Annotated in this window: 20 protein-coding genes; 14 read left to right on the top strand and 6 right to left on the bottom strand. The window is 66.8% G+C overall.

The genetic code is table 11. The annotated features are described in order from the left end of the window. Complete coding sequence (locus ACR2JI_RS02690; protein ID WP_526387747.1) at positions 1 to 1,356, top strand: DNA polymerase IV; 1,356 nt, start codon at positions 1 to 3, stop codon at positions 1,354 to 1,356. Here ACR2JI_RS02690 and ACR2JI_RS02685 read toward each other — a convergent pair. Further along, positions 1,321 to 2,241: an asparaginase gene (locus ACR2JI_RS02685; RefSeq protein ID WP_526387745.1), complete on the bottom strand. Its 921-nt coding sequence runs from the start codon at positions 2,239 to 2,241 to the stop codon at positions 1,321 to 1,323. The two genes, ACR2JI_RS02690 and ACR2JI_RS02685, sit on opposite strands and share 36 nt — an antisense overlap. Positions 2,242 to 2,285: 44 nt before the next feature. On the opposite strand from ACR2JI_RS02685, the gene lspA reads away from it, so the two are divergent. From lspA to ACR2JI_RS02640, 9 genes are all read left to right on the top strand, one after another. Next, the gene (lspA, locus tag ACR2JI_RS02680) at positions 2,286 to 2,804 is read left to right on the top strand and encodes a signal peptidase II (RefSeq protein ID WP_526387743.1); all 519 of its coding nucleotides are present in this window, start codon (positions 2,286 to 2,288) and stop codon (positions 2,802 to 2,804) included. Next, positions 2,801 to 3,727 (top strand): RluA family pseudouridine synthase, encoded by a 927-nt coding sequence (locus ACR2JI_RS02675; RefSeq protein WP_526387741.1) that lies wholly within the window; start codon positions 2,801 to 2,803, stop codon positions 3,725 to 3,727. The genes lspA and ACR2JI_RS02675 overlap by 4 nt, the downstream gene beginning before the upstream one ends. An 87-nt stretch (positions 3,728 to 3,814) precedes the next feature. Continuing rightward, on the top strand, positions 3,815 to 5,047 hold the full coding sequence (locus ACR2JI_RS02670; protein WP_526387739.1) for an Rv1490 family membrane protein: 1,233 nt from the start codon (positions 3,815 to 3,817) through the stop codon (positions 5,045 to 5,047). A gap of 5 nt (positions 5,048 to 5,052) precedes the next feature. Continuing rightward, the gene (gene rarD, locus ACR2JI_RS02665; RefSeq protein ID WP_526387737.1) at positions 5,053 to 5,964 is read left to right on the top strand and encodes an EamA family transporter RarD; all 912 of its coding nucleotides are present in this window, start codon (positions 5,053 to 5,055) and stop codon (positions 5,962 to 5,964) included. Further along, entirely contained in the window at positions 5,961 to 6,554 is a 594-nt protein-coding gene (locus tag ACR2JI_RS02660) for a SecDF P1 head subdomain-containing protein (RefSeq protein WP_526387735.1), read from the top strand. The genes rarD and ACR2JI_RS02660 overlap by 4 nt, the downstream gene beginning before the upstream one ends. A 71-nt stretch (positions 6,555 to 6,625) precedes the next feature. Beyond that, on the top strand, positions 6,626 to 10,171 hold the full coding sequence (gene dnaE / locus ACR2JI_RS02655; RefSeq protein WP_526387733.1) for a DNA polymerase III subunit alpha: 3,546 nt from the start codon (positions 6,626 to 6,628) through the stop codon (positions 10,169 to 10,171). A 123-nt stretch (positions 10,172 to 10,294) separates the two neighbouring features. Next, the gene (locus ACR2JI_RS02650; protein ID WP_526387767.1) at positions 10,295 to 11,821 is read left to right on the top strand and encodes an amidohydrolase; all 1,527 of its coding nucleotides are present in this window, start codon (positions 10,295 to 10,297) and stop codon (positions 11,819 to 11,821) included. After that, positions 11,814 to 13,397, top strand: coding sequence for an apolipoprotein N-acyltransferase (lnt, locus tag ACR2JI_RS02645; protein ID WP_526387731.1), 1,584 nt, complete (start codon positions 11,814 to 11,816; stop codon positions 13,395 to 13,397). Before ACR2JI_RS02650 ends, lnt begins: the two co-directional genes overlap by 8 nt. After that, a complete protein-coding gene (locus ACR2JI_RS02640) occupies positions 13,394 to 14,197 on the top strand; it encodes a polyprenol monophosphomannose synthase (RefSeq protein WP_526387729.1) in 804 nt (267 codons plus the stop codon). The genes lnt and ACR2JI_RS02640 overlap by 4 nt, the downstream gene beginning before the upstream one ends. Before the next feature lie 7 nt (positions 14,198 to 14,204). Here ACR2JI_RS02640 and ACR2JI_RS02635 read toward each other — a convergent pair whose 3' ends face one another. Continuing rightward, a complete protein-coding gene (locus ACR2JI_RS02635) occupies positions 14,205 to 14,540 on the bottom strand; it encodes an RNA polymerase-binding protein RbpA (protein ID WP_526387727.1) in 336 nt (111 codons plus the stop codon). Between the two features lie 71 nt (positions 14,541 to 14,611). On the opposite strand from ACR2JI_RS02635, the gene ACR2JI_RS02630 reads away from it, so the two are divergent. Then, positions 14,612 to 14,983, top strand: coding sequence for a hypothetical protein (locus ACR2JI_RS02630; protein ID WP_526387725.1), 372 nt, complete (start codon positions 14,612 to 14,614; stop codon positions 14,981 to 14,983). A gap of 12 nt (positions 14,984 to 14,995) precedes the next feature. On the opposite strand, the gene ACR2JI_RS02625 is transcribed toward ACR2JI_RS02630, so the two are convergent. Continuing rightward, positions 14,996 to 15,673, bottom strand: coding sequence for a hypothetical protein (locus ACR2JI_RS02625; protein WP_526387723.1), 678 nt, complete (start codon positions 15,671 to 15,673; stop codon positions 14,996 to 14,998). A 31-nt stretch (positions 15,674 to 15,704) separates the two neighbouring features. Between ACR2JI_RS02625 and ACR2JI_RS02620 the strand changes: the two genes are divergently transcribed. Both ACR2JI_RS02620 and ACR2JI_RS02615 read left to right on the top strand, forming a co-directional pair. Further along, the gene (locus ACR2JI_RS02620) at positions 15,705 to 17,249 is read left to right on the top strand and encodes a carboxylesterase/lipase family protein (RefSeq protein WP_526387721.1); all 1,545 of its coding nucleotides are present in this window, start codon (positions 15,705 to 15,707) and stop codon (positions 17,247 to 17,249) included. Next, positions 17,195 to 19,243 carry a DUF7064 domain-containing protein gene (locus ACR2JI_RS02615; protein WP_526387719.1) on the top strand — a complete coding sequence of 683 codons (2,049 nt, stop codon included), beginning with the start codon at positions 17,195 to 17,197 and terminating at the stop codon, positions 19,241 to 19,243. Before ACR2JI_RS02620 ends, ACR2JI_RS02615 begins: the two co-directional genes overlap by 55 nt. Here the strand turns inward: ACR2JI_RS02615 and ACR2JI_RS02610 are convergent. From ACR2JI_RS02610 to ACR2JI_RS02600, 3 genes are read right to left on the bottom strand one after another with little or no spacing between them, the layout of a single operon-like run. Beyond that, positions 19,240 to 19,791 (bottom strand): RDD family protein, encoded by a 552-nt coding sequence (locus tag ACR2JI_RS02610; RefSeq protein ID WP_526387717.1) that lies wholly within the window; start codon positions 19,789 to 19,791, stop codon positions 19,240 to 19,242. The two genes, ACR2JI_RS02615 and ACR2JI_RS02610, sit on opposite strands and share 4 nt — an antisense overlap. A 35-nt stretch (positions 19,792 to 19,826) precedes the next feature. Continuing rightward, a complete protein-coding gene (locus tag ACR2JI_RS02605; protein WP_526387715.1) occupies positions 19,827 to 20,840 on the bottom strand; it encodes a zinc-dependent alcohol dehydrogenase in 1,014 nt (337 codons plus the stop codon). A gap of 10 nt (positions 20,841 to 20,850) precedes the next feature. Next, positions 20,851 to 21,762, bottom strand: coding sequence for a helix-turn-helix domain-containing protein (locus ACR2JI_RS02600; protein WP_526387713.1), 912 nt, complete (start codon positions 21,760 to 21,762; stop codon positions 20,851 to 20,853). 54 nt (positions 21,763 to 21,816) lie between these two features. Between ACR2JI_RS02600 and ACR2JI_RS02595 the strand changes: the two genes are divergently transcribed. After that, positions 21,817 to 23,100, top strand: a complete 1,284-nt coding sequence (locus ACR2JI_RS02595) for a sulfotransferase (protein ID WP_526387711.1) — start codon at positions 21,817 to 21,819, stop codon at positions 23,098 to 23,100. Positions 23,101 to 23,106 lie beyond the last annotated feature (6 nt).

Genomic DNA, 23,106 nt, shown 5'->3' with positions numbered 1-23,106 from the left:
ATGTCCCGCTGGGTGCTGCACTTCGATATGGATGCGTTCTTCGCGTCCGTCGAGCAGCTGACCCGGCCCACCCTGCGCGGGCGTCCCGTCCTGGTCGGCGGTATGGGCGGCCGTGGTGTGGTGGCAGGCGCAAGTTATGAGGCCCGGGTCTTCGGCGCCCGGTCTGCGATGCCGGTGCATCAGGCGCGTCGCCTGATCGGTGTGGCGGCCGTGGTCTTGCCGCCCCGGGGAGCGGTTTACGGCGCCGCCAGCCGCCGAGTGCTCGACACCGTCCGGGCTGTTGTGCCGGTACTGGAACAGCTCTCTCTCGATGAGGCCTTCGGTGAGCCTCCTGAATTGGCCGACGCGACCGCTGGAGATGTCGAGCGGTTCTGTGCCGATCTGCGACGGCGGATCCTCGACGAGACCGGACTGATCGCCTCCGTCGGCGCCGGGTCGGGGAAACAGATCGCCAAGATCGCCTCCGAACTCGCCAAACCCGATGGACTGCGGGTGATCCGGCGTGATGAGGAGCACCATCTGCTGGAGACGCTGCCGGTGCGCCGGCTGTGGGGGATCGGTCCGGTGGCCGAGGAGCGACTGCACCGGCTGGGTATCGCGACCGTCGGACAGATCGCCGCGCTATCCGATGCGGAGGTGGCCAGCATTCTGGGCGGCACCATCGGCCCAGCCCTGCAGCGGTTGGCCCGCGGTATCGACGACCGTCCGGTGGTTGAGCGGGCCGGGGCCAAGCAGATCAGTGCCGAATCGACCTTCGGCGTGGATCTGACCACGATCGAGCAGTTGCGGGATGCCATCGGGCCGATCGCCGAACACGCCCACCGGCGTCTGGCCCGCGATGGCCGCGGGGCGCGGACGGTGACGGTCAAGATGAAGAAAACCGATATGTCGACGCTGACCCGTTCGGCAACACTGCCCTACGCCACCGGAGAACCGGCGACGCTGGCCGCGACGGCACGGCGGCTGCTGCTCGACCCACGGGAGGTCGGACCGATCCGTCTACTCGGCGTCGGGTTCTCCGGTCTCAGCGATGTCCGCCAGGAGTCGCTGTTCCCCGAACTCGAACAACAGGAGGTCGAACTCTCCGAGGCACCGGTGCCCGAGCCGGCGATCGAGGAATCCGGCTGGCGGATCGGCGACGACGTCCGGCATCCGGAATACGGGCATGGCTGGGTCCAGGGCGCCGGTCATGGTGTGGTCAGCGTCCGGTTCGAAACCCGCGGCAGCGGGCCGGGACTGATGCGAACCTTCCCCGTCGGCGCGGAGTTGACCAGCGCCAACCCACTGGACAGCCTGGACTGGCCGGACGACCAGACCCGATCAGCCCCATCGCCCGACGACGTCGGAGACGGCTAGGCCCGCCCCCACCGCGGCCATCAGCAGAACCCTGGCCTGGCTGGAGCGCAGCCGCGGCATCATGGTCGCGCCGGCCGCGACCAGGTCGTGGCCGGGTCCGTAGGTGGCGTGAGTATGGCCGCCCGGTACCCGCGTGGTGACGGCCACGGCGATGCCCTGCGCGCAGGCCCGGCGCACCGCGTCGACAACCGGGGTGCCCGCATTTCCTGAGCCCATCGCCTCTACGACGAGGCCGCGAGCGCCCGCGGCCACACACGCATCGACAGCGATGCCGTCAGCACCCGGATACGCCGCCACGATATCTACCCGGGCAGGTGTGGAAACCGCTCCGAGATAGGCGCGTTCCTTTGATCTCATCATCGAGAATTGTTCCGCCACAACCGATCCCACCGGCGTAGTACCGCCGAAGACCGTGCCGCCCCCGATCTTGATGGTTCCCAGCGGGGCGAACACCGCACCGGCGAAGCTCACCAGCACCCCGCAATCCCTGGCCAGGGGACTGGACGCCACAGCACACGCGTCACGCAGATTCGCCGGACCGTCGGCATTCGGGGCGTCGGCTGACAGGGCCGCGCCGGTCAGCACCACCGGCGGCAGTCCGCCGTAGGTGAGCTCCAGCCACAGCGCGGTCTCCTCCAGGGAATCGGTGCCGTGGGTCACCACGATTCCCTCGGCGCCGTCGGCGGCAGCGGCGTTGACCGCCGCGCCGATACCCAGCCAGTCAGCCGGCGTCAGTTGTGAGCTGTCCAGCGAGAACAGATCGATGACCTCGACATCGAGTCCGGCCGTCAGATCGGCGCCACTGCGACTCGGACGTAGCACCCCATCGGCGTCGGCGCTGGTGGCGATGGTCCCGCCGGTGCTGATGACGACAAGGCGCGGCATGACCGCAATCATGGCAGCCGCCGCGGTTAGGGGATGATGAGGATGTGACTGACGAGACGACCGACACCGCGGCACCGCCGAAACGGCGACTTCCGCTGCTGCTGGCGGTCGCCGCCGTGGTCCTGGCCCTCGATGTCATCAGCAAGGTGCTGGCCGTCAAGCTGCTGACACCCGGCCAACCGGTTTCGATCATCGGCGACACCGTCACCTGGACGCTGGTGCGCAATTCCGGTGCCGCCTTCTCGATGGCGACCGGCTACACCTGGGTGCTGACGCTGATCGCCCTCGGTGTGGTCGGCGGCATCATCTGGATGGGCCGCCGGTTGGTGTCGTCGTGGTGGGCGATCGGACTGGGCATGATCCTTGGTGGCGCGCTGGGCAATCTGGCGGACCGCTTCTTCCGGTCGCCAGGCCCGTTACGTGGGCACGTGGTCGATTTCCTGTCGATCGGATGGTGGCCGGTCTTCAATGTGGCCGACCCGGCTGTTGTCGGTGGCGCGATTCTGCTCGTCGTGCTCTCGGTGTTCGGGTACGAATTCGACGCCGCGGGCCGCGCCGAATGACCGAGCGCTCGATGCCGGTCCCCGAGGGCTTGGCCGGCATGCGGGTGGATGCCGGGCTGGCCAGGCTGCTGGGCCTGTCGCGCACCGCGGCGGCGGCGGTCGCCGAGAGCGGTGGAGTCGAGATCGACGGCGCGGTGGCGGGGAAGTCGGAGCGGCTCGTTGCCGGCGCCTGGCTGACCGTCCGGTTGCCCGAGGAGCGTCCGCCGGTGCAGAACACGCCCGTCGAGATCGAGGGGATGACGATCCTGTACGCCGATGACGACATCGTCGCGGTCGACAAGCCGCCCGGTGTCGCGGCGCATGCGACCGTCGGCTGGCACGGTCCGACCGTGCTCGGCGGTCTCGCCGCGGCGGGGTTCCGGATCAGCACCTCCGGTGTCCACGAACGGCAGGGCATCGTGCAACGCCTCGATGCCGGCACGTCCGGGGTGATGGTGGTGGCACTGTCCGAGCACGCCTACACCGTGCTCAAGCGAGCGTTCAAACAGCGCACCGTCGATAAGCGCTATCACGCTGTGGTGCAGGGGCATCCGGATCCGTCGAGTGGAACCATCGACGCGCCGATCGGCCGGCATCGCGGTAACGACTGGAAGTTCGCGGTCACCGAGGCCGGCCGGCCCAGCATCACCCACTACGACACCCTCGAGATGTTCCGGGCGGCCAGCCTTCTCGACATCCACCTCGAGACCGGTCGGACCCATCAGATCCGGGTGCACTTCGCCGCATTGCACCATCCCTGTGTCGGTGACCCGACGTACGGGGCCGACCCGGTGCTGGCCAAACGGCTCGGCCTGGAACGGCAGTGGCTACATGCCCGTTCACTGGCATTCGCCCATCCCGCCGATGGCCGGCAGATCGAGATCACCAGCCCGTACCCGGCCGACCTCCAGCACGCGCTTGATGTGCTGCGGTCGGAGCATTGAGGCCGCGATGGTTGCCGATTGCTATGTTCGCTCCCACACCGCGCCGGGCGGTCCGGCGTGGGAGCGCCCTGAGCTAGTGGAGGTCCGATGGCCAGCCCCGTCATAGCCTCGGGTCACAGACGTCTGTACATCGTCCTAGCGATTGTCCTGGCGGTGTGGGCGGCGGTGCTCGTGGCACTGAATCTCACGCTGATCCCCGATACCTACTGGTACTCCTACTACGCCATCGACTACACGGTGGGATACGTTCGGCGCGGGCTTGCCGGTGAACTCGTCGGCTTACTTCCCGGCGACGACGATTTCCTCAAACAGCGGGTGGGTCGCTGGATTGCCAGCGGGGCATTCTGGATTGCGCTGACAGTACTGGCCTGGTGGATAGCCGTGAAGTCGGGACGATCCGAGCGCCGGTTGCAGTTGGCCCTGCTCATTGTTGTTCTGCCCTTCGGGTTCGCGTTCGGACTGCTGCAGGCCGGCGCCACGATCTTCGGGGGCACCGTGGTGATCGCGTTCGGTATTGCCGTGGCGCGGGCCAGGTCGGATCGGTCCGTACTCATCACCAGTGCGGTCTTCGGAGTTGTCATGGCAATTCTGGTTCTGGTTCACGAAGCAATTCCGCTGCTCTTCGGGCTGGGTGTGATCGCGGTTCTGGTGGTGCTGGCCAATCAGCTTGAGCAGAAAGCCCTTTGGCTCAGCTGCATACTTGCGCTCGGGCCCGGCCTGGTGATCGCGGGAGTGGTTGCGCTGTTGGGCAAACACGGGGTCGGCGAAGAGCTGTGCGCCCTGATACCGCACGGCCAGGTGAACAATCCCCTGGCCGGAAAGCCGACGCTGAGTCAACTGCTGAGCGGCTTCCGCTACTACGACGATTATCACGACTGGGCGTGCCGGAACATCACGCCGTTCTACAACCGCGGTTTCTTGGACGGCATTCGCTACGTGGGCAGGCTTGGGCCAGCCGGGATGATCGTCAACACCGTCTACGGCGTCGGCGTACTGGCCATCACGATCGTCGCGATCGCAGTGATATCAGGTGTGCGCCCGATCCGGCTGTGGGTGCTGCTTCGCCGGCAGTGGCTCCTGATCGCCTTCGGCTTCTGCTTGACGGTGCCGGTATTCATGACCGGGGTCGACTGGGTCCGATGGTGGGTGTCGATCTCACTGGACATCGGGGTCGTCTTCCTTATCTATGCGAGTCGCCAGCCTGAGGTCGATGCGCCCCCCACCCGCCGGACCATGCGGGCTTTCGTTCTGATCGTGATCGCCCTGGTCCTCCTCCCGGTGGGAATCGTTCCGGCCTTCCTGGCTCCGTTACCCATCTGATCCCGGTGACGGCCCAGCAGCGCAGCACTGATGCCCGCGGCCTGCTTTTCGGGCTGGGCGCCTATGCAATCTGGGGCGTGTTCCCGGGGTTCTTCCCCTTGCTGAAACCAGCCGGGCCGGGGGAGGTGTTGGCCCACCGGGTGGTGTGGACGCTGGTCTTCATGGCCGTGCTGATGGTGGCAATGCGCCGGGTCGCCGATCTGCGTGGTCTCGACCGTCGGACCTGGCTGCTGCTGACCTGCGCATCGGTGCTGATCTCGACGAACTGGCTGATCTACATCTACGCGGTGAACTCCCGGCACGTCGTCGACGCCGCCCTGGGCTACTACATCAACCCACTGGTCAGCGTGCTGATCGGGGTCGTCATCTTCGGGGAGCGGCTCAACCGCGCCCAATCGGCCGCCCTGCTGATCGCCGTGGCCGCGGTGGCCCTGCTGGCCCTCGGGGTCGGCGGGCAGCCGATGATCGCCGTCGGCCTGGCGGTCTCGTTCGGGTTGTACGGGGCGGTCAAGAAGGTCGTTCGGGTCGACCCGCGGGTGAGCGTGACGGTGGAGACCGCGGTCGCAGCCCCGTTCGCTCTGGTGTATCTCGCAGTCCTGTACGTCGGCGGCCACAGCACATTCGCCGACCACGGGCCGGGCCACCTCGGGTTGATGCTGCTCTGCGGTCCGGTGACCGCGTTGCCGTTGCTGCTCTTCGCCGCCGCCGCACAGCGGTTGCCGCTGATCACCATCGGGCTGCTGCAGTATCTGACACCGTCCATGCAGCTGACGTGGGGTCTTGTCATCGGCGAGGAGCCCATGTCGGCGACGCGCTGGACGGGTTTCGCGCTCATCTGGATCGCGCTGGCGATCTTCACCACCGACGGGTTGGTCCGCACGTTCGGCGGCCGGGCAGGTAGTTTGCAGGCATCATGACCGACACCAAAAAGCGCAATCGGCGGATCATTCTGGGGGTCCTGGTCGGCCTCGCTGTATTGGGCACCACCCTGCCCGCACTGACCGGCCTGGTCCAGTCGTTGGGGCTGATGAACGCGAAGAAGAACGCCGAGCCGATCATCACCACCAGCAAGGCGCCGGTCCTCACCATCAAACCGCTGCCGATTCGTCCCGTGATCAGTGCTTTCGTCACCACGCCGGACCAGTGCCCGCCGGCCGCTCCAGCCCCGCCGGATCAGCCGATGCGGATCTGCGACATCCCCAAGACCGCGGTCTACAACCTGGACCCGGAGGGCATCCGCATCCAGTTGGTCAACGCCGACACCTTCCGCAACCCGTTGACCGGCGTCCAGATCGTGCAGATGACGCTCACCAGGGAGTCCGCCCAGCAGTTCGGGCCGTACACCGGCGGTCAGGTGGGCAAACAGTTGGCCTTCGTGCGGGACGGCACCGTCGTCTGGGGCCCGAAGATCGCCGCCCCGATCGACGGTGAGGTGATCCAGCTCTCCGGCGACCTCACCGAGGAGCAGGCAAAAGCCATCACCCGCATGCTCAAGGACGGGACTTAACGGCTTAAAGCCGGGACACGGCCGAAGGACACGCCGAAGGCGTCGCCGGATCGCCCTAAACTGACGGGCCTATGGGCACCACCGATTCGTTCGTGCATCTGCACAACCACACCGAGTACTCGATGCTCGACGGTGCCGCCAAGATCTCGCCCATGCTGGCCGAGGCCCAGCGGCTGCAGATGCCGGCCATCGGTATGACCGACCACGGCAATATGTTCGGGGCCAGCGAGTTCTACACCGCAGCCAGCAAGGTCGGCATCAAGCCGATCATCGGAGTCGAGGCCTATATCGCCCCCGGATCCCGCCTGGACACCCGCCGGATTCTCTGGGGCGACCCGGGGCAGAAGAGCGACGACGTCTCCGGCAGCGGCTCCTACACCCACCTGACCATGGTCGCGGAGAACGCAACCGGGCTGCGCAACCTGTTCCGGCTCACATCGCTGGCATCGTTCGAGGGTCAGCTGGGCAAATGGGCCCGAATGGACGCCGAGATCATCGCCGAACACGCCGAGGGCATCATCGCCACCACCGGTTGTCCGTCGGGCGAGGTGCAGACGCGGCTGAGGCTCGGACAGAGCGCCGAGGCCCTCGAATCGGCGGCCAGGTGGCGGGACATCTTCGGCGCCGACAACTACTTCCTCGAACTGATGGACCACGGTCTGTCCATCGAACGCCGGGTCCGTGACGGACTGCTGGATGTCGGCCGCAAGCTGGGGATCCGCCCACTGGCGACCAACGATTGTCACTACGTCACCCGCGAGGCGGCCCACAACCATGAGGCGCTGCTGTGCGTCCAGACCGGAAAGACCCTGTCCGATCCCAACCGGTTCAAGTTCGACGGTGACGGGTACTACCTGAAATCAGCCGCGGAGATGCGCGCACTGTGGGATGCCGAGATCCCGGAGGCATGTGATTCCACCCTGCTGATCGCTGAGCGGGTGCAGTCCTATGCCGATGTGTGGGCGCCGCGGGACCGGATGCCGATCTTCCCGGTACCCGAGGGCCACAACCAGGCGACCTGGCTGCGCCACGAGGTGGACGCCGGCCTGGCCCGGCGATTCCCGGCCGGCGTGCCGCCTGCGTATGTCGAACGCGCGGCATACGAGATCGAGGTCATCTGCGACAAGGGTTACCCGTCGTACTTCCTTATCGTCGCGGACCTGATCAACTACGCCCGATCAGTGGACATCAGGGTCGGTCCGGGTCGCGGTTCGGCGGCCGGTTCACTGGTCGCCTATGCGCTGCGCATCACCGATATCGACCCGATCGAGCACGGTCTTCTCTTCGAGCGGTTCCTCAACCCCGAGCGGGCGTCGATGCCCGATATCGACATCGACTTCGACGACCGCCGGCGCGGTGAGATGGTGCGCTACGCCGCCGAGAAGTGGGGCAGTGACCGGGTCGCGCAGGTGATCACCTTCGGGACCATCAAGACCAAAGCGGCGCTCAAGGACTCGGCCCGAATCCATTACGGGCAGCCAGGTTTCGCGATCGCCGACCGAATCACCAAAGCGCTGCCGCCGGCTGTGATGGCCAAGGACATTCCGCTGTCCGGAATCACCGACCCCACCCATGAGCGCTACAAGGAGGCCGCCGAGGTTCGCGGATTGATCGACACCGATCCGGACGTCCGCACGATCTACGAGACCGCCCGCGGTCTTGAAGGCCTGGTCCGCAATGCCGGGGTGCACGCCTGCGCGGTGATCATGAGCTCCGAGCCGCTGACTGATGTGATCCCGCTGTGGAAGCGTCCCCAGGACGGCGCGATCATCACCGGCTGGGACTACCCGTCCTGTGAGGCCATCGGTCTGTTGAAGATGGACTTCCTGGGCCTGCGGAACCTGACCATCATCGGCGACGCGCTGGCGAACATGAAGTCCAACCGGGGGATCGACCTCGAACTGGAGTCGCTGACGCTGGATGACCCGGCGACCTTCGAACTGCTGTCCCGCGGCGACACCCTCGGGGTGTTCCAGCTCGACGGCGGACCGATGCGGGATCTCCTCCGGCGCATGCAGCCCACCGGGTTCGAGGACATCGTCGCCGTCCTTGCGCTCTACCGGCCCGGCCCGATGGGCATGAACGCCCATAACGACTACGCCGATCGCAAGAACGGGCGGCAGGCGATCAAGCCGATCCACCCAGAGCTCGCCGAGCCGCTCCAGGAGATCTTGGCGCAAACCTACGGCCTGATCGTCTACCAAGAGCAGATCATGCGCATCGCGCAGAAGGTGGCCGGCTACTCGCTGGCCCGAGCCGACATTCTGCGCAAGGCGATGGGCAAGAAACAACGCGAGGTGCTGGAGAAGGAGTTCGAGGGCTTCTCCGACGGGATGAAAGCCAATGGATTCTCCCCGCCCGCTGTGAAAGCGTTGTGGGACACCATCCTCCCGTTCGCCGACTACGCGTTCAACAAGTCCCACGCCGCCGGATACGGGTTGGTTTCGTACTGGACCGCCTATCTGAAGGCGAACTATCCGGCCGAGTACATGGCCGGCCTGCTCACCTCGGTCGGGGACGATAAGGACAAGGCGGCGGTGTACCTGGCCGACTGCCGCAAACTCGGCATCACGGTGCTGCCGCCGGACGTCAACGAGTCGGAACTGAACTTCACCTCGGTGGGCACCGACATCCGGTTCGGTCTCGGTGCGGTGCGCAACGTCGGCGCCAACGTCGTGAGCTCGTTGATCGCGACCCGCGCGGCGAAGGGCCGCTTCACCGACTTCTCCGACTATCTCAACAAGATCGATATCGGCGCCTGCAACAAGAAGGTGACCGAGTCCCTGATCAAGGCGGGTGCGTTCGACTCACTCAAACACGCCCGCAAGGGCTTGTTCCTGGTGCACGCCGACGCGGTCGATGCGGTGCTCGGCACCAAGAAGGCTGAGGCGATCGGCCAGTTCGACCTGTTCGGCGGCGGCTCAGACGACGGGTCCGGCGGTGATGCCGTCTTCACCACGAAGGTCCCCGATGAGGAGTGGGACGACAAGCACAAGCTCGCATTGGAACGGGAGATGCTGGGCCTGTATGTGTCGGGACACCCGCTCAACGGTGTCGCCCACCTGCTCGCGGCCCAGGCGGACACCGCGATCCCGACAATCCTCGAGGGCAGTGTCGCCAACGACACTCAGGTGCGGCTGGGCGGAATTCTCGCCGCGGTCAACCGCCGGGTCAATAAGAACGGGATGCCCTGGGCCTCAGCGCTGTTGGAGGATCTCACCGGCGGAATCGAAGTGATGTTCTTCCCGCAGACCTACTCGCTGGTCGGGGCCGAGATCGCCGACGACGCCGTGGTCATCGTCGGCGGCAAGGTACGTATTCAGGATGACCGGATCAGCCTGATCGCCAACGATCTGGTGGTGCCGGACTTCTCCAACGCCCAGCCGGACCGGCCGCTGGCGGTGAGCCTGCCCACCCGGCAGTGCACGCTGGACAAAGTGACCGCCCTCAAGCAGGTGCTCAGTCGTCACCCCGGCACCTCCCAGGTGCACCTGCGACTGATCAGTGGCGACCGGATCACCACGCTGGAGTTGGACCAGTCACTGCGGGTGACACCATCCTCGGCTCTGATGGGGGACCTGAAGGCACTTCTCGGGCCGGGATGCCTCGGCGGCTGACCGCGTTGATCACACACGGCGAGGTCATCGAGGATGCGGCAGCACTCGGTGACGGTTAAGCCTTCGACCACACTGCTGTGCAATGGGCGCATCCACAGCCCATCGCACCCCGATGCCTCGGCCATGGCGGTGCGCGACGGTGTGGTCGCGTGGCTGGGCAGCGACAGCGTCGGGCGCGAGCAGTTTCCCGATGCCGAGGTCATCGACCTGGGCGGCGCCTTCGTCGCGCCGGCCTTCGTCGACGCCCATGTCCATCTCACGGCCACCGGACTCTCGCTGACCGGTCTGGACCTCACTGCAGCCACCAGTGCCGAGCACTGTCTCCGACTGCTGGCCGACCACGTTGCGGCACATCCCGGCCGGCCGGTGTTGGGTCACGGATGGGATGACACCGGCTGGACGGCGCCCCCGACGACCGCCGATCTGGACGCCGTCGTCGGGACTGTCCCGGCCTACCTCGCCCGCATCGATGTGCACTCCGCGCTGGCCTCCAGTGCGGCCCGTGATCCGGTAGCGGGTCTGCCGGCCGTCGTGGGTTTCGACCCACAGCAGCCACTGACCGCCGCCGCCCACCACCTGGTGCGCGCCGAGGCCCGACGACTGCTCACCGCCGGGCAACGCGACGAAGCCCGCCGAGCCGCGTTGGATGCGGCCGCGGCGGCGGGCATCGTCGCCGTCCACGAATGCGCCGGCCCAGACATCGGCGGTGCGCAGGACTGGCAGGAACTGAGCAGCAGCGGCCACGGTGTCGAGGTCGTCGGCTACTGGGGTGAGGCGGTCTCGACCGCCGAGCAGGCCCGAGCCCTCATCGCCACCACCGGCGCCCGCGGCCTGGCCGGCGATCTGTTCATCGACGGCGCACTGGGATCGCGGACCGCCTGGCTGCGTGAGCCCTACGACGACGCGGCACACACCTGCGGCATCTGCCATCTGGACGCCGATGCCGTCGTTGCCCACCTGAGCGCCTGCACCGAGGCCGGGATCACGGCCGGTTTTCATGTCATCGGTGATGCCGCCGTCACCGTCGCCGTCGAGGCCTTCGAGGTCGTCGTCGAGCGGTTCGGCGCGCCGGCGGTCGCCGGGTGCGGCCATCGTCTGGAGCACCTCGAGATGGTGTCGCCCGAGCAGGCCACCAAGCTCGGCGCGTGGGGTATCACCGGGTCCATGCAGCCCAGCTTCGATGCCCGCTGGGGCGGCCCGGAAGGTATGTACGCCCGGCGGCTCGGCACCGACCGCGCTGCCGGGCTCAATCCGCTGTCGCTGTTAGCATCGGCAGGCGTGCCTCTGGCGTTCGGCTCCGATACCCCCGTGACCTGCATGGCCCCCTGGGAGTGGGTGCGTGCGGCCAGTCATCATCAGACACCGGGCAGTTCGATCTCGGTCCGCGCGGCGTTCGCCGCCGCCACCCGCGGTGCCTGGCGTGCCGGTGGCGTGCGCGACGGCATTACCGGCACCCTTGTCCCCGGAGCTCCGGCCTCATATGCGGTGTGGGAGACCGGTGAACTCGACGTCGCCGCCCCGGCCGACACAGTCCAGCGCTGGTCGACCGATCCACGATCCCGTGTTCCCGGACTGCCGCACCTGGTACCGGGCAGCCGGCTACCGCAGTGCCTGCAGACCGTGCACCGTGGTGCGGTACTCCATGGCTAACCGGCTGTTGCGACTCGGCCTTGCGCTGCTGGCCGGCTTACTGATGTGCGTCAGCTTCCCGCCGATCGGCTGGTGGTGGGCGGCGATTCCCGCGCTGGGGCTGTTGAGTTTTCTGGTGGCTGATGAAAAAACCACGCCTGCAGCCGGTTTCGGTTTCGGATTCGTTTTCGGGATGGCGTTCTACCTGCCGCTGCTGCCCTGGATCAGTGGGCTGGTGGGTCCGTTCCCGTGGATCGCCCTGGCAATACTCCAGGCGTGCTTCACTGCGGTGTTCGGCTTGTTCGCGGTCCTGGTGGCGCGGTTACCCGGCTGGCCGCTGTGGCTGGCGCTGGTGTGGTCGCTGCAGGAATGGCTGAAGTCCACGGTGCCGTTCGGCGGATTTCCCTGGGGCGTAGCGGCGTTCAGCCAGACGAATGGGCCCCTTCTGGTGCTGGCTCAGCTCGGGGGGGCGCCGCTGGTGTCATTCGCGGTCGCCCTGCTCGGAACGTCACTGTGCGCGTTGACGATAGAGGTGTTTCGACGCCTACGCGACCGGCATGACCCGGTGACAGCGATCGTGGTTCCGGCCGTGTGCATCTGCGTCGTGCTGCTCGGCACGGCGGTGGCTGCACCCGGTGTCCGCCGGGGCGCTGTCGGAGCCGGGGATGAGGCGATCGTCACCGTCGCCGCCATCCAGGGCAACGTGCCACGTCTGGGCTTGGACTTCAACAGCCAGCGTCGTGCGGTGCTGGACAATCACGTCAAACAAACCCGTCAGCTGGCCGAGGACGTCCGGGCCGGCCGCGCGCCGGCACCGAACTTCGTCATCTGGCCGGAGAATTCGTCGGATATCGATCCGCTTGCCAATCCGGATGCCGCCGAACAGATCGCGATCGCCGCACGCGATATCCAGGCTCCGATTCTGGTCGGCGCGGTAGTGGCGAGCCCGCAGTGGACTCCGGAGAACCCCGCCGACTCCAACACGGTCATCGTCTGGGATCCGGTCACCGGCCCCGGTGAGCGTCACGACAAGCAGATCGTCCAGCCGTTCGGCGAGTATCTGCCGTGGCGGTCCTTCTTCAGCCATCTGTCCTCGTACGCGGACCGTGCCGGATACTTCGTGCCCGGCAGCGGCAGCGGAGTGGTGCACCCGGCCGGGATCCCGGTGGGTGTCGCCACCTGCTGGGAGGTCATCTTCGATCGCGCACTGCGTGATTCGGTCCGCAACGGCGCCCAACTGCTCGCTGTCCCGACCAACAACGCCACCTTCGATCAGGCCATGAGCGAGCAGCAGTTGGCGTTCGCCACATTGCGGGCCGTCGAGCACGGTCGCTATGTGATGGTCGCCGGCACGACCGGGATCAGTGCTGCGATCGCACCGGACGGCCGGGAGATAGCCCGCACCGCGTTCTTCACCCCGGCCTATCTCGACGTGGAAATGCAGCTGCGGTCCACTCAGACGCCGGCGACGCGCTGGGCGGTTCCGCTGCAGTGGCTCCTGACCGCCGCGGCCGTAACGGCTCTGGTGATGGCGATACTGCAGAATGGTGCTTTCGTGCGGCTGTCGCGCCGCAGGGGCGATAAGGGAGTCCAATGAGTACCGAGGGAAAGGGCCGGGCCAAGAAGACCCCGGCGGCGGCGCCCGGGCACGCGGCTGATCTGCCCAGCCGGCGGACCCTGGTGATCATCCCCACCTACAACGAGCTGGAGAATCTGCCGCTGATCGCCGGCCGGGTCCACAACGCCCGCCCGGATGTGCACATTCTGGTGGTCGACGACAGCAGCCCGGACGGGACCGGCAGGCTGGCCGACGAATTGGCGGCCAGCGACCCCGAGCGTGTCCACGTCATGCATCGCACCGCCAAGGACGGGCTGGGGGCGGCGTATCTGGCCGCCTTCGCGTGGGGCCTTGAGCGGGGCTACAGCGTGCTGGTGGAGATGGATGCCGACGGCTCGCACGCCCCCGAGCAGCTCTACCGGCTCCTCGACGCCATCGACAACGGCGCCGATCTGGCGATCGGATCCCGCTACGTCGAGGGCGGCACGGTGCGCAACTGGCCATGGCGGCGAATGGTGCTCTCCCGCAGCGCCAACACCTACGCCAGGCTGTTCCTGGGAGTGGGGATCAACGACATCACCGCGGGCTACCGTGCCTATCGGCGGCAGGTGCTGGAAAAGATCGACCTGTCCGCGGTGGACTCCAAGGGGTACTGCTTTCAGGTCGATCTGACCTGGCGGAGCGTCAACGCCGGATTCACCGTGGTCGAGGTGCCGATCACATTCACCGAACGCGAACTGGGCGTGTCGAAGATGAGCGGATCCAACATCCGCGAGGCGATGCTCAAGACCGCCCGCTGGGGTATCGAAGGCCGGTTGGGGCGCTCGCCCCGGGGCTGACGCCGCGCTAGCCGCGGCGCTTGGTCTTGAGCAGATCGAGGCGCTCCTTGAGCAACTCGTCGAGCTCCTCGACTGAACGACGCTCCAGCAGCATGTCCCAGTGGGTGCGCTGCGGCTTGACCTTCTTGGGCTCGGGCAGATCACCTTCCATGAGGGTGCCCTCGAGGCCGTTGCGGCACGCCCAGGTGCCGGGGATCTCGGCGTCGTCAGCGAACGGGACGTCGAACTCTTCGCCGTTCTCGGTGCGATACCGCGCGACTCGCCGCGGCGCGAGGTCGTGGTTGCGGTCGGTCTCGTAGCTGACGGCTCCGAGCCGACTGCCTCTCAGCACTCGATCAGCCATTGTTTACTCCTTAATTCATCTCCGCCGAAGGGGGGCAGGCCGTGACGGCCGCGGTTCCCGGCGTAACTCCCATGGTACCGGGATCACGCCGCCGCCCGGTCTACCCTCGAATCGTGACGCGCCGCACCCGACCGCAGCCCTGTCGATGGTGTGGTCGGGAGGTCGCCGACAGCGGCCTGGGCCGGCGCCGGCAGTATTGCCGGCAGTCCTGCCGCCAGCGGGCCTACGAGCAAAGAGGCCAGGTCAAGGGCACGGCGGTGCCGGAGGATGCGGTGGTGCTGTCCGCCGAGGAGGCCGCCGAGCTGGCTGACCGCGTCTATCAGGTGCGCTGCGCGGCCGAGGACATGGTGACCGCCGTCGAGGAAGGTGCGGCGGCCACCGACCTGCGCAAGCTGTGCGCTGAGCTGATGCGGGCGGCGAAGGCCGCCGACGGGTGGCGCTGAGCCCGGATGCCCTCAGCAGCGGTACTGAATTCCGATACCGGCTGCCGGCTGCTGCGTGCGGGTGCAGCCGTAGGTGTCTATCCCGTCATCGTTGTAGCGAACCGCGGTCTGATGGGCGAAATTCCCGCACACCAGGGTGCTGCCGTCGGTGCGGCACCGGAAGTCCCCGAACGACAGCGACCGGTCCTGCGGTAGCGGGGAGCCCTGGCCGAGCGCGAACCGGCCGGGATCGCCGTGCGCCGAACCCACCTGCACGCTGGTGCCGTCGTAGTCCACCCAGCCGCCCTTCCAGACGCCATAGACATCCGGTGGCTGCGGAGGAGGGTCGGTGAGGTTGACCAGGCAGGCCAGACCTGCACCGCGTTTGGTGTCGGTCATGCAGGTGGTTCCCGAGGCTGTGGTGAAGGCGACGTCATCGGCCAGCGGGGTACTGGTGCCGTTGCGCAGCGCGACGTGGAACCCGGCCGCATCGATCGGGCCGGCGCCCTGGATCCACGCCAGCGCCGCCGCGACCGGGACACCCGGGGCGGGTGCGGCCGTCGTCGGGGCGGTGGTCGCGGTGGACCGGGTCGCAGATGGGCTGTGTGACGGGGAGATCGGAGTCAGCCGTGTCGCGCCGGGTCGACTGTCCTGTGCCTGCGAACATCCGGCCAGCAGCAACGACGCGGCGAATAAGACGGCGATCCGCATTGCGCCAGGCTAGCCGCGCTACGGTCAGGGGATGCATCAACACACCGTCCGCGTCACCACCGCACACGGGGAGGTCGAAGGATTCACCCGAGACGGGGTGAACCGCTGGCGGTCCATTCCCTATGCCGCACCGCCGGTCGGCGCGCTGCGATTCCGGGCGCCCGAGCCGCCGCGGCCCTGGGCCGGTGTGCGTTCGGCCCACGCCTACCGCAACTGTGCACCGCAGAAGCGGTCGTACACGATGATCGGCCCCGGGAAATACCAGAAGCGCAGCGAAGACTGCCTGACCCTCAACGTCGTCACACCGCGCTGGGCGGGTCCGGCACCCGACGGCGAGCCGCTGCCGGTCATGGTTTTCATCCACGGCGGCGGCTACCTGCTGGGCAGCTCCGCCACGCCGCTCTATGACGGCGCGCCGCTGGCTCGTCGCGGCTGTGTATACGTGTCGGTGAATTACCGCCTGGGGCCACTGGGCTGCGTCGACTTCTCCTCGCTGTCCACACCCGAGAACCCGATCGACAGCAACCTGTTCCTGCGCGATCTTGTGATGGCCCTGAACTGGGTCAAGGAGAACATCGCGGTCTTCGGCGGAGACCCGGGCAACGTGACCATCTTCGGGGAGAGCGCCGGGGCGCACGCCGTTGCGACCCTGCTGGCTGTCCCGGCCGCGAAAGGGCTTTTCCACCAGGCGATTTCACAGAGTCCCGCGGCGGGTATGTCCGCCTCGCGGGAGATGTCGGCAGAAATCGCGGAGCGGTTCGTCGAGGTTCTCAATCTTGACCGGCGCGATCCCGCGGCCGCGCTGAAACGAACCGGGGCAGCCGATCTGGTGTCAGCAGTCGACGTCGTGATGCGGGCCAGCCTGGAGGACATGGTCGGGGCTGCGCCCCTTGGACCCACCCACGGGGACGAATTTTTGCCGCTGGATCCCTTCGAGGCGATGCGACAAGGTGTGGCGCATCGGGTTCCGCTGATCGTCGGAACCAACGCCGACGAGGGCCGGCTGTTCACCCGGTTCCTGAAGTTGCTGCCGACGACCGAGCACGCGATCGAGCGGATCCTGGTCCACACACCGGCCGACGTCCGCCAACGGGTGCTGGCCGCCTATCCGCATTACCCGGATCCGAAAGCCTGCGTGCAGTTCGGCGGCGACATGTTCTTCTCCACCGCGGTCTGGCAGATCGCCGAAGCACACGCGAAACTGGCGCCCACCTACGTCTACCGCTACGACTACGCACCGCGAACACTGCATTGGACGGGTTTCGGCGCCACCCATGCCACCGAGCTCCTCGCGGTCTTCGGTATCTACCGCTCCCGGGTCGGCGCGGTGCTGACCGCAGGAGTCGATCAGCGGGCCGCGGTCAAGGTCAGCCATCAGGTGCAGACCCGCTGGAACGAGTTCGCCAGGACCGGGACACCGGGCGATGACTGGCCGGTCTACAACCACGAGGAGCGTCCCGTCCTGGTGTTCGACCGTCACCTCCATGTCGAATATGACCCGCACCCGCACCGCCGCGAGGCATGGGCCGGGTTCTCGCTCACGAATCGTGCGCCGGCCGATACTTTGGAGCCGTGACTGATGCCGCCGTACCCGTTGAGCGCCCCGAAGACCTGACCGCCGATTGGCTGACCGGCACCCTCGGGGCGGGCCGGGTCGGCGGGTTCACCGTCGAACGTATCGGCACCGGGCAGATGAGCGAGTGCTACCGGGTGGGCCTGCGCTACCAGGAGGGAACGGGGCCGGCCTCGGTGGTGCTCAAGGTCGCAGCGAGCGATCCGATGAGCCGCGGTACCGGACAGGCGCTCGGTCTGTATGAGCGCGAGGTTCGCTTCTACCAGGACGTCGCGCCGTTACTGGGGGGTCCGATCGCGCAGTGCTATCACGCCTCCTACCAACCGGAGACCGGGGTCTTCACCCTTCTGCTCGACGATGCCGCTCCCGCGGAGGTCGGCGACGAGATCCGCGGCGCCGCAATCGACGACGCCACGCTCGCGCTGACCCAACTGGGACGGGTACAGGCTCCGCTGATCGGCAGTACAGCACTGGCGGAGGCGGCCTGGCTGAACCGCGAAACGCCGATGAATCAGGCTCTGATCACCGGACTGTACGCCGGATTCATCGACCGCTACGGCGAGGCCATCACCCCCGAGCAGCGGTTGGTCGGGCAGAAGCTGGTGGACAGTTTCGATGCCTATCTCGCCGAGGAGGCCGCCGATCAGCGGGTGCACGGACTGGTGCACGGGGACTACCGGCTGGACAACATGCTGTTCGGCCGTCCCGGCTCGCTGCGCGACCTGACCGTGGTGGACTGGCAGACCGTGACCTGGGGCCCGGCCATGACCGACCTCGCCTACTTCCTGGGCTGTGCATTGCCGGTCGAGGTCCGTCGCGCCCACTACGACGAACTGCTGGCCGCCTACCACCGGGGTCTGGGTGACAACCCGCCGGTGAGTCTTGAGCAGGTTCGAGAGGGAGTGCGCCGGCAGAGTTTCTTCGGGGTGATGATGGCCATCGTCTCGTCGATGCTGGTCGAACGCACCGAGCGCGGCGACCGGATGTTCCTGACGATGATGGACCGCCACAGCAGCCACGTGCTGGACACCGGGGCGCTCGATGTGCTGCCGACGCAGTCAGATCATGCTGCGCTGCAACCAGATCCGGCCGATGAATCGGCGCACACCCCCGGCGAGGAGCCACTGTGGAACGAAAGCTGGTACTGGGACTTCGCCGATGAAGAGCAGGGCATCGGCGGATGGATCCGGCTTGGGCTGATTCCGAACCAGAACGTCGCGTGGATCAACGCATTGGTCTGTGGTCCCGATATCGCCACGGTGGCCCTGCTTGACTTTCACGCCCCCCTTCCGCAGAACCCCAACGACATCGACTCCGGCGGCATCCGGATGCGCCACGGCGCAACTGTTCCGCTGCGGGAATACCGGGTGGAGGTGGAAGGCCCGGCTCGTTCCTATGTCGATCCGGCCGGCCTGCTGCACGGTGAAGCGGGTGAGCCGGCGCAGCTGGCCATGGATCTCACCTGGAATACCGAGGGACTGCCGTTCGAGTACCGGATCGCCACGCGATATGAGATTCCCTGCACCGTCTCGGGGTCGATCACCATCGGCGCGCGGACCTTCACCGTCGACGCGGTGCCCGGGCAGCGGGATCACTCCCACGGGGTACGCGACTGGTGGAGCATGGACTGGATCTGGAGCGCGCTGCATCTGCAGGACGGCACCCATCTGCACGGGGTCGACCTCCGGCTGCCGGATCTGCCACCGGTCAGCGTCGGCTACATCCAGCGGCCCGGCCAACCCGTTGTCGAGACCACGTCGGTGAGCACCGTTGCCGCACTGGCCGACAACGGCTTGCCGCTGAGCACGACCCTGACCTTCGAGCCCGGCGGGATCAGCGCGGGCATCGAGGTACTCGGCAATGCGCCGGTCCGACTGGTAGCGCCCGATGGTCGGGTCAGCTTCTTTCCGCGGGCGTGGGTGAGGGTGTCGACCACCGATGGCCGCGACGGCGTCGGCTGGATCGAATGGAATCGCAACCAGGCCGTGACGGACTAGCCCTTCACCACCTGGGTGCCGCCGGCCAACTCGTCGTGCTTGCCCTGTTTGGTGGGGCTGCCGCTGATCGTCACGGCGATCACGATGATGGCGATCACGCCCAGCAGTCCGCCGACGTACGGGATCACCGGCAGCAGGGTCCAGGAGTTCCTGATGGCCGACGCTTTGACGTCGGGCTTGGCCGTGCCACCGACACCGCGCACGCTGAGACCGAGCAGCATCTTGCCCAGCGTGCGACCCTGCGTCACCTCCATCGCGACGAAGTAGACGAACATCAATACGCCGGTGAACAAACCGGTCACCAGGATGCTGCTCGATGCGCCGACCACCATCGCCAGCACCCAGGCCGCGATCGTGACCAGGATCCCGTCGATGACCCGGGCGCCCCACCGCACGCCCAGCCCGCCCGGGTTGCTCGCGTATCCGTAGCCGATCCGCGGTGCGGGGTAGCCCGCACCGCGGGGATCCGGTGGTGGGGGATAGCCGCCGGGATAGCCGGGAATGTTGGAATCTCCGAAGGAGTTGGGGTCGTAGTTACCAGTCGTCATCGCTTCTCCTCAACCGGAAGGGCAGTACAGCCAATCTACCGCGATTGCCCCATCTCGATCATCACCTTGCCGCACTCCTTACTGCCGGCGAGAAGCTCGAGCGCCGCGTCGATCTCGCCGAGTGCAAAGCGATCGGTGATCATTGCGGACAGGTCGCGGCGCTGAAGTAGGCCGATGGCGTCACTGAAGCGTTCCGGGTAGGCGAACGAGCCCCGGATGACGAGTTCCTTCATCAGCACACTGAGGAAGTTGACCGGTACAGGGTCGTAATGCAGCGCAACGACGCTGATATGCGCGCCCGCACCGGCGCGGTTGATGATGTCGGTGAGCACCTTCGGCGACCCGGATGCTTCGATGAAACCGGTGGTCGCCGCGGAGTGCCCGAACATCAATGGCGCGGTGCCGTGGATACGTTCAAGTTCCCGCCACACCTTCTGCGTGGCGGGGTTGATCGTCTCCGCGGCGCCGAGTTGCGCCGCAAGTCGCCTTCGGGCCTCAGACAGGTCGATCGCCACGATATCGGTCAGTCCGCGATCGGCCAGACTCGCGATCGCCGCCAGGCCGATCGGGCCGCAGCCGAATACCGCGACCTTGTCGTCGATGTCGACGTGGAGTTGTTCGGCGGCATGCATGCCGACGGCGACGGGCTCGGCCAGGGCCGCGACCGTCAGCGGCATACTGTCGGGGATGGGGAACAACCGTCCGCCCCTGGCCGCATTGCGTACGAAGACCTCGTTGGCCAATCCACCTTCGTTGGACCCGCTGCCGATCTCCTCGGCCGGATGCACGACTACCCGCTGACCCGGCACCACATCGGTTACCTCGGCACCCACTGCCTTCACGATGCCGGCCAGTTCGTGGCCGAGTGGCATCGGCTCGCCACTCGGTCCGGCGAGGCCGCCTAGTTTGATGTAGCTCAGATCGCTGCCGCAGATGCCGCAGGCTCCAACCTCGACGATCGCGTCCCGCGGACCGCACTCGGGCAGATCGACGTTGTCGAGGCTGACCTGCCCCGGGGCGTGGATGCGAACCTGGTCGACAGCGGTCATGAGTCCTCTTTCAGATAGTGGTGACGTGGCCGTGCTGGGCGACTCGCTGCTCGATGATGTGCGCGGTGTCGCGCACCTTTGCTCCGAGCTCGCCAACAGCATCGCCGGACATGGTGGCGAAGACCGCCGCGGTGACCGACATGATCACCGCTCCTTCGGTATCTGTGATGGGTGCGGAAACGGTGGCGATGCTGTGGCCCGCGGTGCTGTTCATCTCGTCGGGCAGTACATCGATCGTTGTGAGATCGGCGAATGCTCGTGCCAATTGGGTTGTGATCATGTCGATTTCGCCATCACCGCTGAGTGCCCGCAGGGCCGTGTAGACGCGAACGTACTCTCTCGTCAACCGTTCGACGACGTAACCGCGCTGCCGGATCTCGGTGAGGACGGCTGCCATCCGCCGTCGCAACCCGGGGTCCGGCTCACCGATGGCCTCCAGCCAGGAAGTCTGTGCCTCTGCACTCGCGCCGGCGATGTAGTCACGGCCGAATGGCGCCACAAGTGGCGTGCGCAGGCCGGCGCTGATTCTGGGACCGGTGAGGCACTCGCCGACGGTCTCCACGATCGCCAACGTCCGGCCCTCGCGGCGGGTGAGTGATACCTGTGTGCCGGTCTCTGCGGCCAGGGCCTGGAGTTCGCCGCGATACATCAGGGACTGTGCGGGTTTGGTCAGACTCGCCATCGCCGGACCCCACGCGTACTCCGCACTGGCCGGATCGCGGGTGACCCAGTCGTGAGCGGTGAGCGTGGTCAGGATGGCGTGTCCGGTGGCGCGACTGATGTTCAGGCTGCGGCAGATCTCGGCCAGCGTGAACTGCCGGGCCGGCTCGCTGCCCAGGAGCTGGATCACTGCGATGACCCGCTCGGTAGGCGGTGACGGCGCTTGACTCTGCGGCCGCTCCAGGCTTACCTTTGGCGTCATAATATCGAACGGTATGTCGAACTTTCGACATACGCAAGATGGTGGAGCTGCGATATGGGTTCATCGGCCGAGGCCATCGATCTCGACGATCTCACCTCGCCCCGCCTGACCGATGTGCAGCGCCAGGTTCTCGACTACACCGAATCGCGGCCGGTCACCTTCGACATCGACCAGATGATCGACGAGGCCATCACCGGTGCGGGGTCCGATGATCTCGGCTACACAACCGACTTCGCGGCACGTCTCGGCGCCTATGTGGGTGCGGTCGAAGCCGACGCGGGTCTGACCCAGCTTGGCCGCGGGACCCTGCGGTCACGGATTGTTCGGCTGTTACGCAATCGGATCTCGCTGGCCGACTTGATTCGCCGCTACCCGGAGATCGAGGCGATCGAGATCGAGAAGCCCATCATCGTCGTGGGCATGCCGCGAACGGGAACCACGCACCTGGTGAACCTGCTGGCGGCCGACCGGCGCCGTCGGGCGCTGCCGTACTGGGAGAGTCAGGAGCCCATTCCGGCCCGTGGGCGCGGACCCGACGTATTCGGGGTCGATCCGCGATATGCCCGCGCCAGGGTTGAACATGACGCGATGATGGCGAATGCGCCACTGGTGGCCGCCATGCACGACCAGTTCCCCGAGGCGATCGAGGAGGAGGTCGAGGTCCTCGATCTCGACCTCGCCAGTTACATCCTGGAGTGGCTTGCCCGCGTTCCGAGTTGGCGCGACACCTACCTTGCGCTGGACCAGACCCGGCACTACGCCTATATGAAGAAGGTGCTGCAAGCACTGACATTTTTCCGGGGCCCCCAGACCTGGGTGCTCAAATCGCCACAGCATTCCGAGCAACTTCCCGCGCTGGTGGCCACCTTCCCCGATGCCACCGTCGCCTTCACCCACCGCGATCCGGTCGCAGTCATCCAGTCGACCATCACGATGATGGCCTATGCCGATCGTCTGCGTCGCACCAGCATCGATCCCGAATGGCTCGTCGACTACTGGACCGACCGGGTGCACCGACTGCTCAGCGCGGGGGTTCGCGATCGGGAACTGGTGCCGGCCGAACGCAGTATCGACATCAGTTTTCATCAGCTCAACGGCAACGAGCTCAGCGTCCTGGACTTGCTCTACGAACGAGCCGGCGTCGAGTTGACTCCCGGCGTGCGCAAGAGCTTCCAGCGGTATCTCGGTAGCAATCCACGAGGTAAACACGGCAGCATCCGATATGACCTGCAACGGCATTTCGGTGTGACGCCCGAGGACGTGCGGTCCCGGTTCGATTTCTACTTCGACCGGTTCGATGTCCGGCCCGAAGTCAGCAGCCGCGCAGGCGAGAACTAGAAGGAG

It is taken from the genome of Mycobacterium sp. (assembly GCF_051006775.1).
GTDB lineage: Bacteria > Actinomycetota > Actinomycetes > Mycobacteriales > Mycobacteriaceae > Mycobacterium.
This window is presented reverse-complemented; position numbering and strand designations above follow the sequence as displayed.

Excerpts from the sequence above, each read along its gene's own strand:
- ACR2JI_RS02690 (WP_526387747.1), top strand. The coding sequence starts at position 1 with ATGTCCCGCTGGGTGCTGCACTTCGATATGGATGCGTTCTTCGCGTCC.
- ACR2JI_RS02685 (WP_526387745.1), bottom strand. The coding sequence starts at position 2,241 with ATGCCGCGCCTTGTCGTCATCAGCACCGGCGGGACCATCGCCACCAGC.
- ACR2JI_RS02675 (WP_526387741.1), top strand. The coding sequence starts at position 2,801 with ATGACCGAGCGCTCGATGCCGGTCCCCGAGGGCTTGGCCGGCATGCGG.
- ACR2JI_RS02670 (WP_526387739.1), top strand. The coding sequence starts at position 3,815 with ATGGCCAGCCCCGTCATAGCCTCGGGTCACAGACGTCTGTACATCGTC.
- ACR2JI_RS02660 (WP_526387735.1), top strand. The coding sequence starts at position 5,961 with ATGACCGACACCAAAAAGCGCAATCGGCGGATCATTCTGGGGGTCCTG.
- dnaE (WP_526387733.1), top strand. The coding sequence starts at position 6,626 with ATGGGCACCACCGATTCGTTCGTGCATCTGCACAACCACACCGAGTAC.
- ACR2JI_RS02650 (WP_526387767.1), top strand. The coding sequence starts at position 10,295 with ATGGCGGTGCGCGACGGTGTGGTCGCGTGGCTGGGCAGCGACAGCGTC.
- lnt (WP_526387731.1), top strand. The coding sequence starts at position 11,814 with ATGGCTAACCGGCTGTTGCGACTCGGCCTTGCGCTGCTGGCCGGCTTA.
- ACR2JI_RS02640 (WP_526387729.1), top strand. The coding sequence starts at position 13,394 with ATGAGTACCGAGGGAAAGGGCCGGGCCAAGAAGACCCCGGCGGCGGCG.
- ACR2JI_RS02635 (WP_526387727.1), bottom strand. The coding sequence starts at position 14,540 with ATGGCTGATCGAGTGCTGAGAGGCAGTCGGCTCGGAGCCGTCAGCTAC.
- ACR2JI_RS02630 (WP_526387725.1), top strand. The coding sequence starts at position 14,612 with ATGGTACCGGGATCACGCCGCCGCCCGGTCTACCCTCGAATCGTGACG.
- ACR2JI_RS02625 (WP_526387723.1), bottom strand. The coding sequence starts at position 15,673 with ATGCGGATCGCCGTCTTATTCGCCGCGTCGTTGCTGCTGGCCGGATGT.
- ACR2JI_RS02620 (WP_526387721.1), top strand. The coding sequence starts at position 15,705 with ATGCATCAACACACCGTCCGCGTCACCACCGCACACGGGGAGGTCGAA.
- ACR2JI_RS02615 (WP_526387719.1), top strand. The coding sequence starts at position 17,195 with ATGGGCCGGGTTCTCGCTCACGAATCGTGCGCCGGCCGATACTTTGGA.
- ACR2JI_RS02610 (WP_526387717.1), bottom strand. The coding sequence starts at position 19,791 with ATGACGACTGGTAACTACGACCCCAACTCCTTCGGAGATTCCAACATT.
- ACR2JI_RS02605 (WP_526387715.1), bottom strand. The coding sequence starts at position 20,840 with ATGACCGCTGTCGACCAGGTTCGCATCCACGCCCCGGGGCAGGTCAGC.
- ACR2JI_RS02600 (WP_526387713.1), bottom strand. The coding sequence starts at position 21,762 with ATGACGCCAAAGGTAAGCCTGGAGCGGCCGCAGAGTCAAGCGCCGTCA.
- ACR2JI_RS02595 (WP_526387711.1), top strand. The coding sequence starts at position 21,817 with ATGGGTTCATCGGCCGAGGCCATCGATCTCGACGATCTCACCTCGCCC.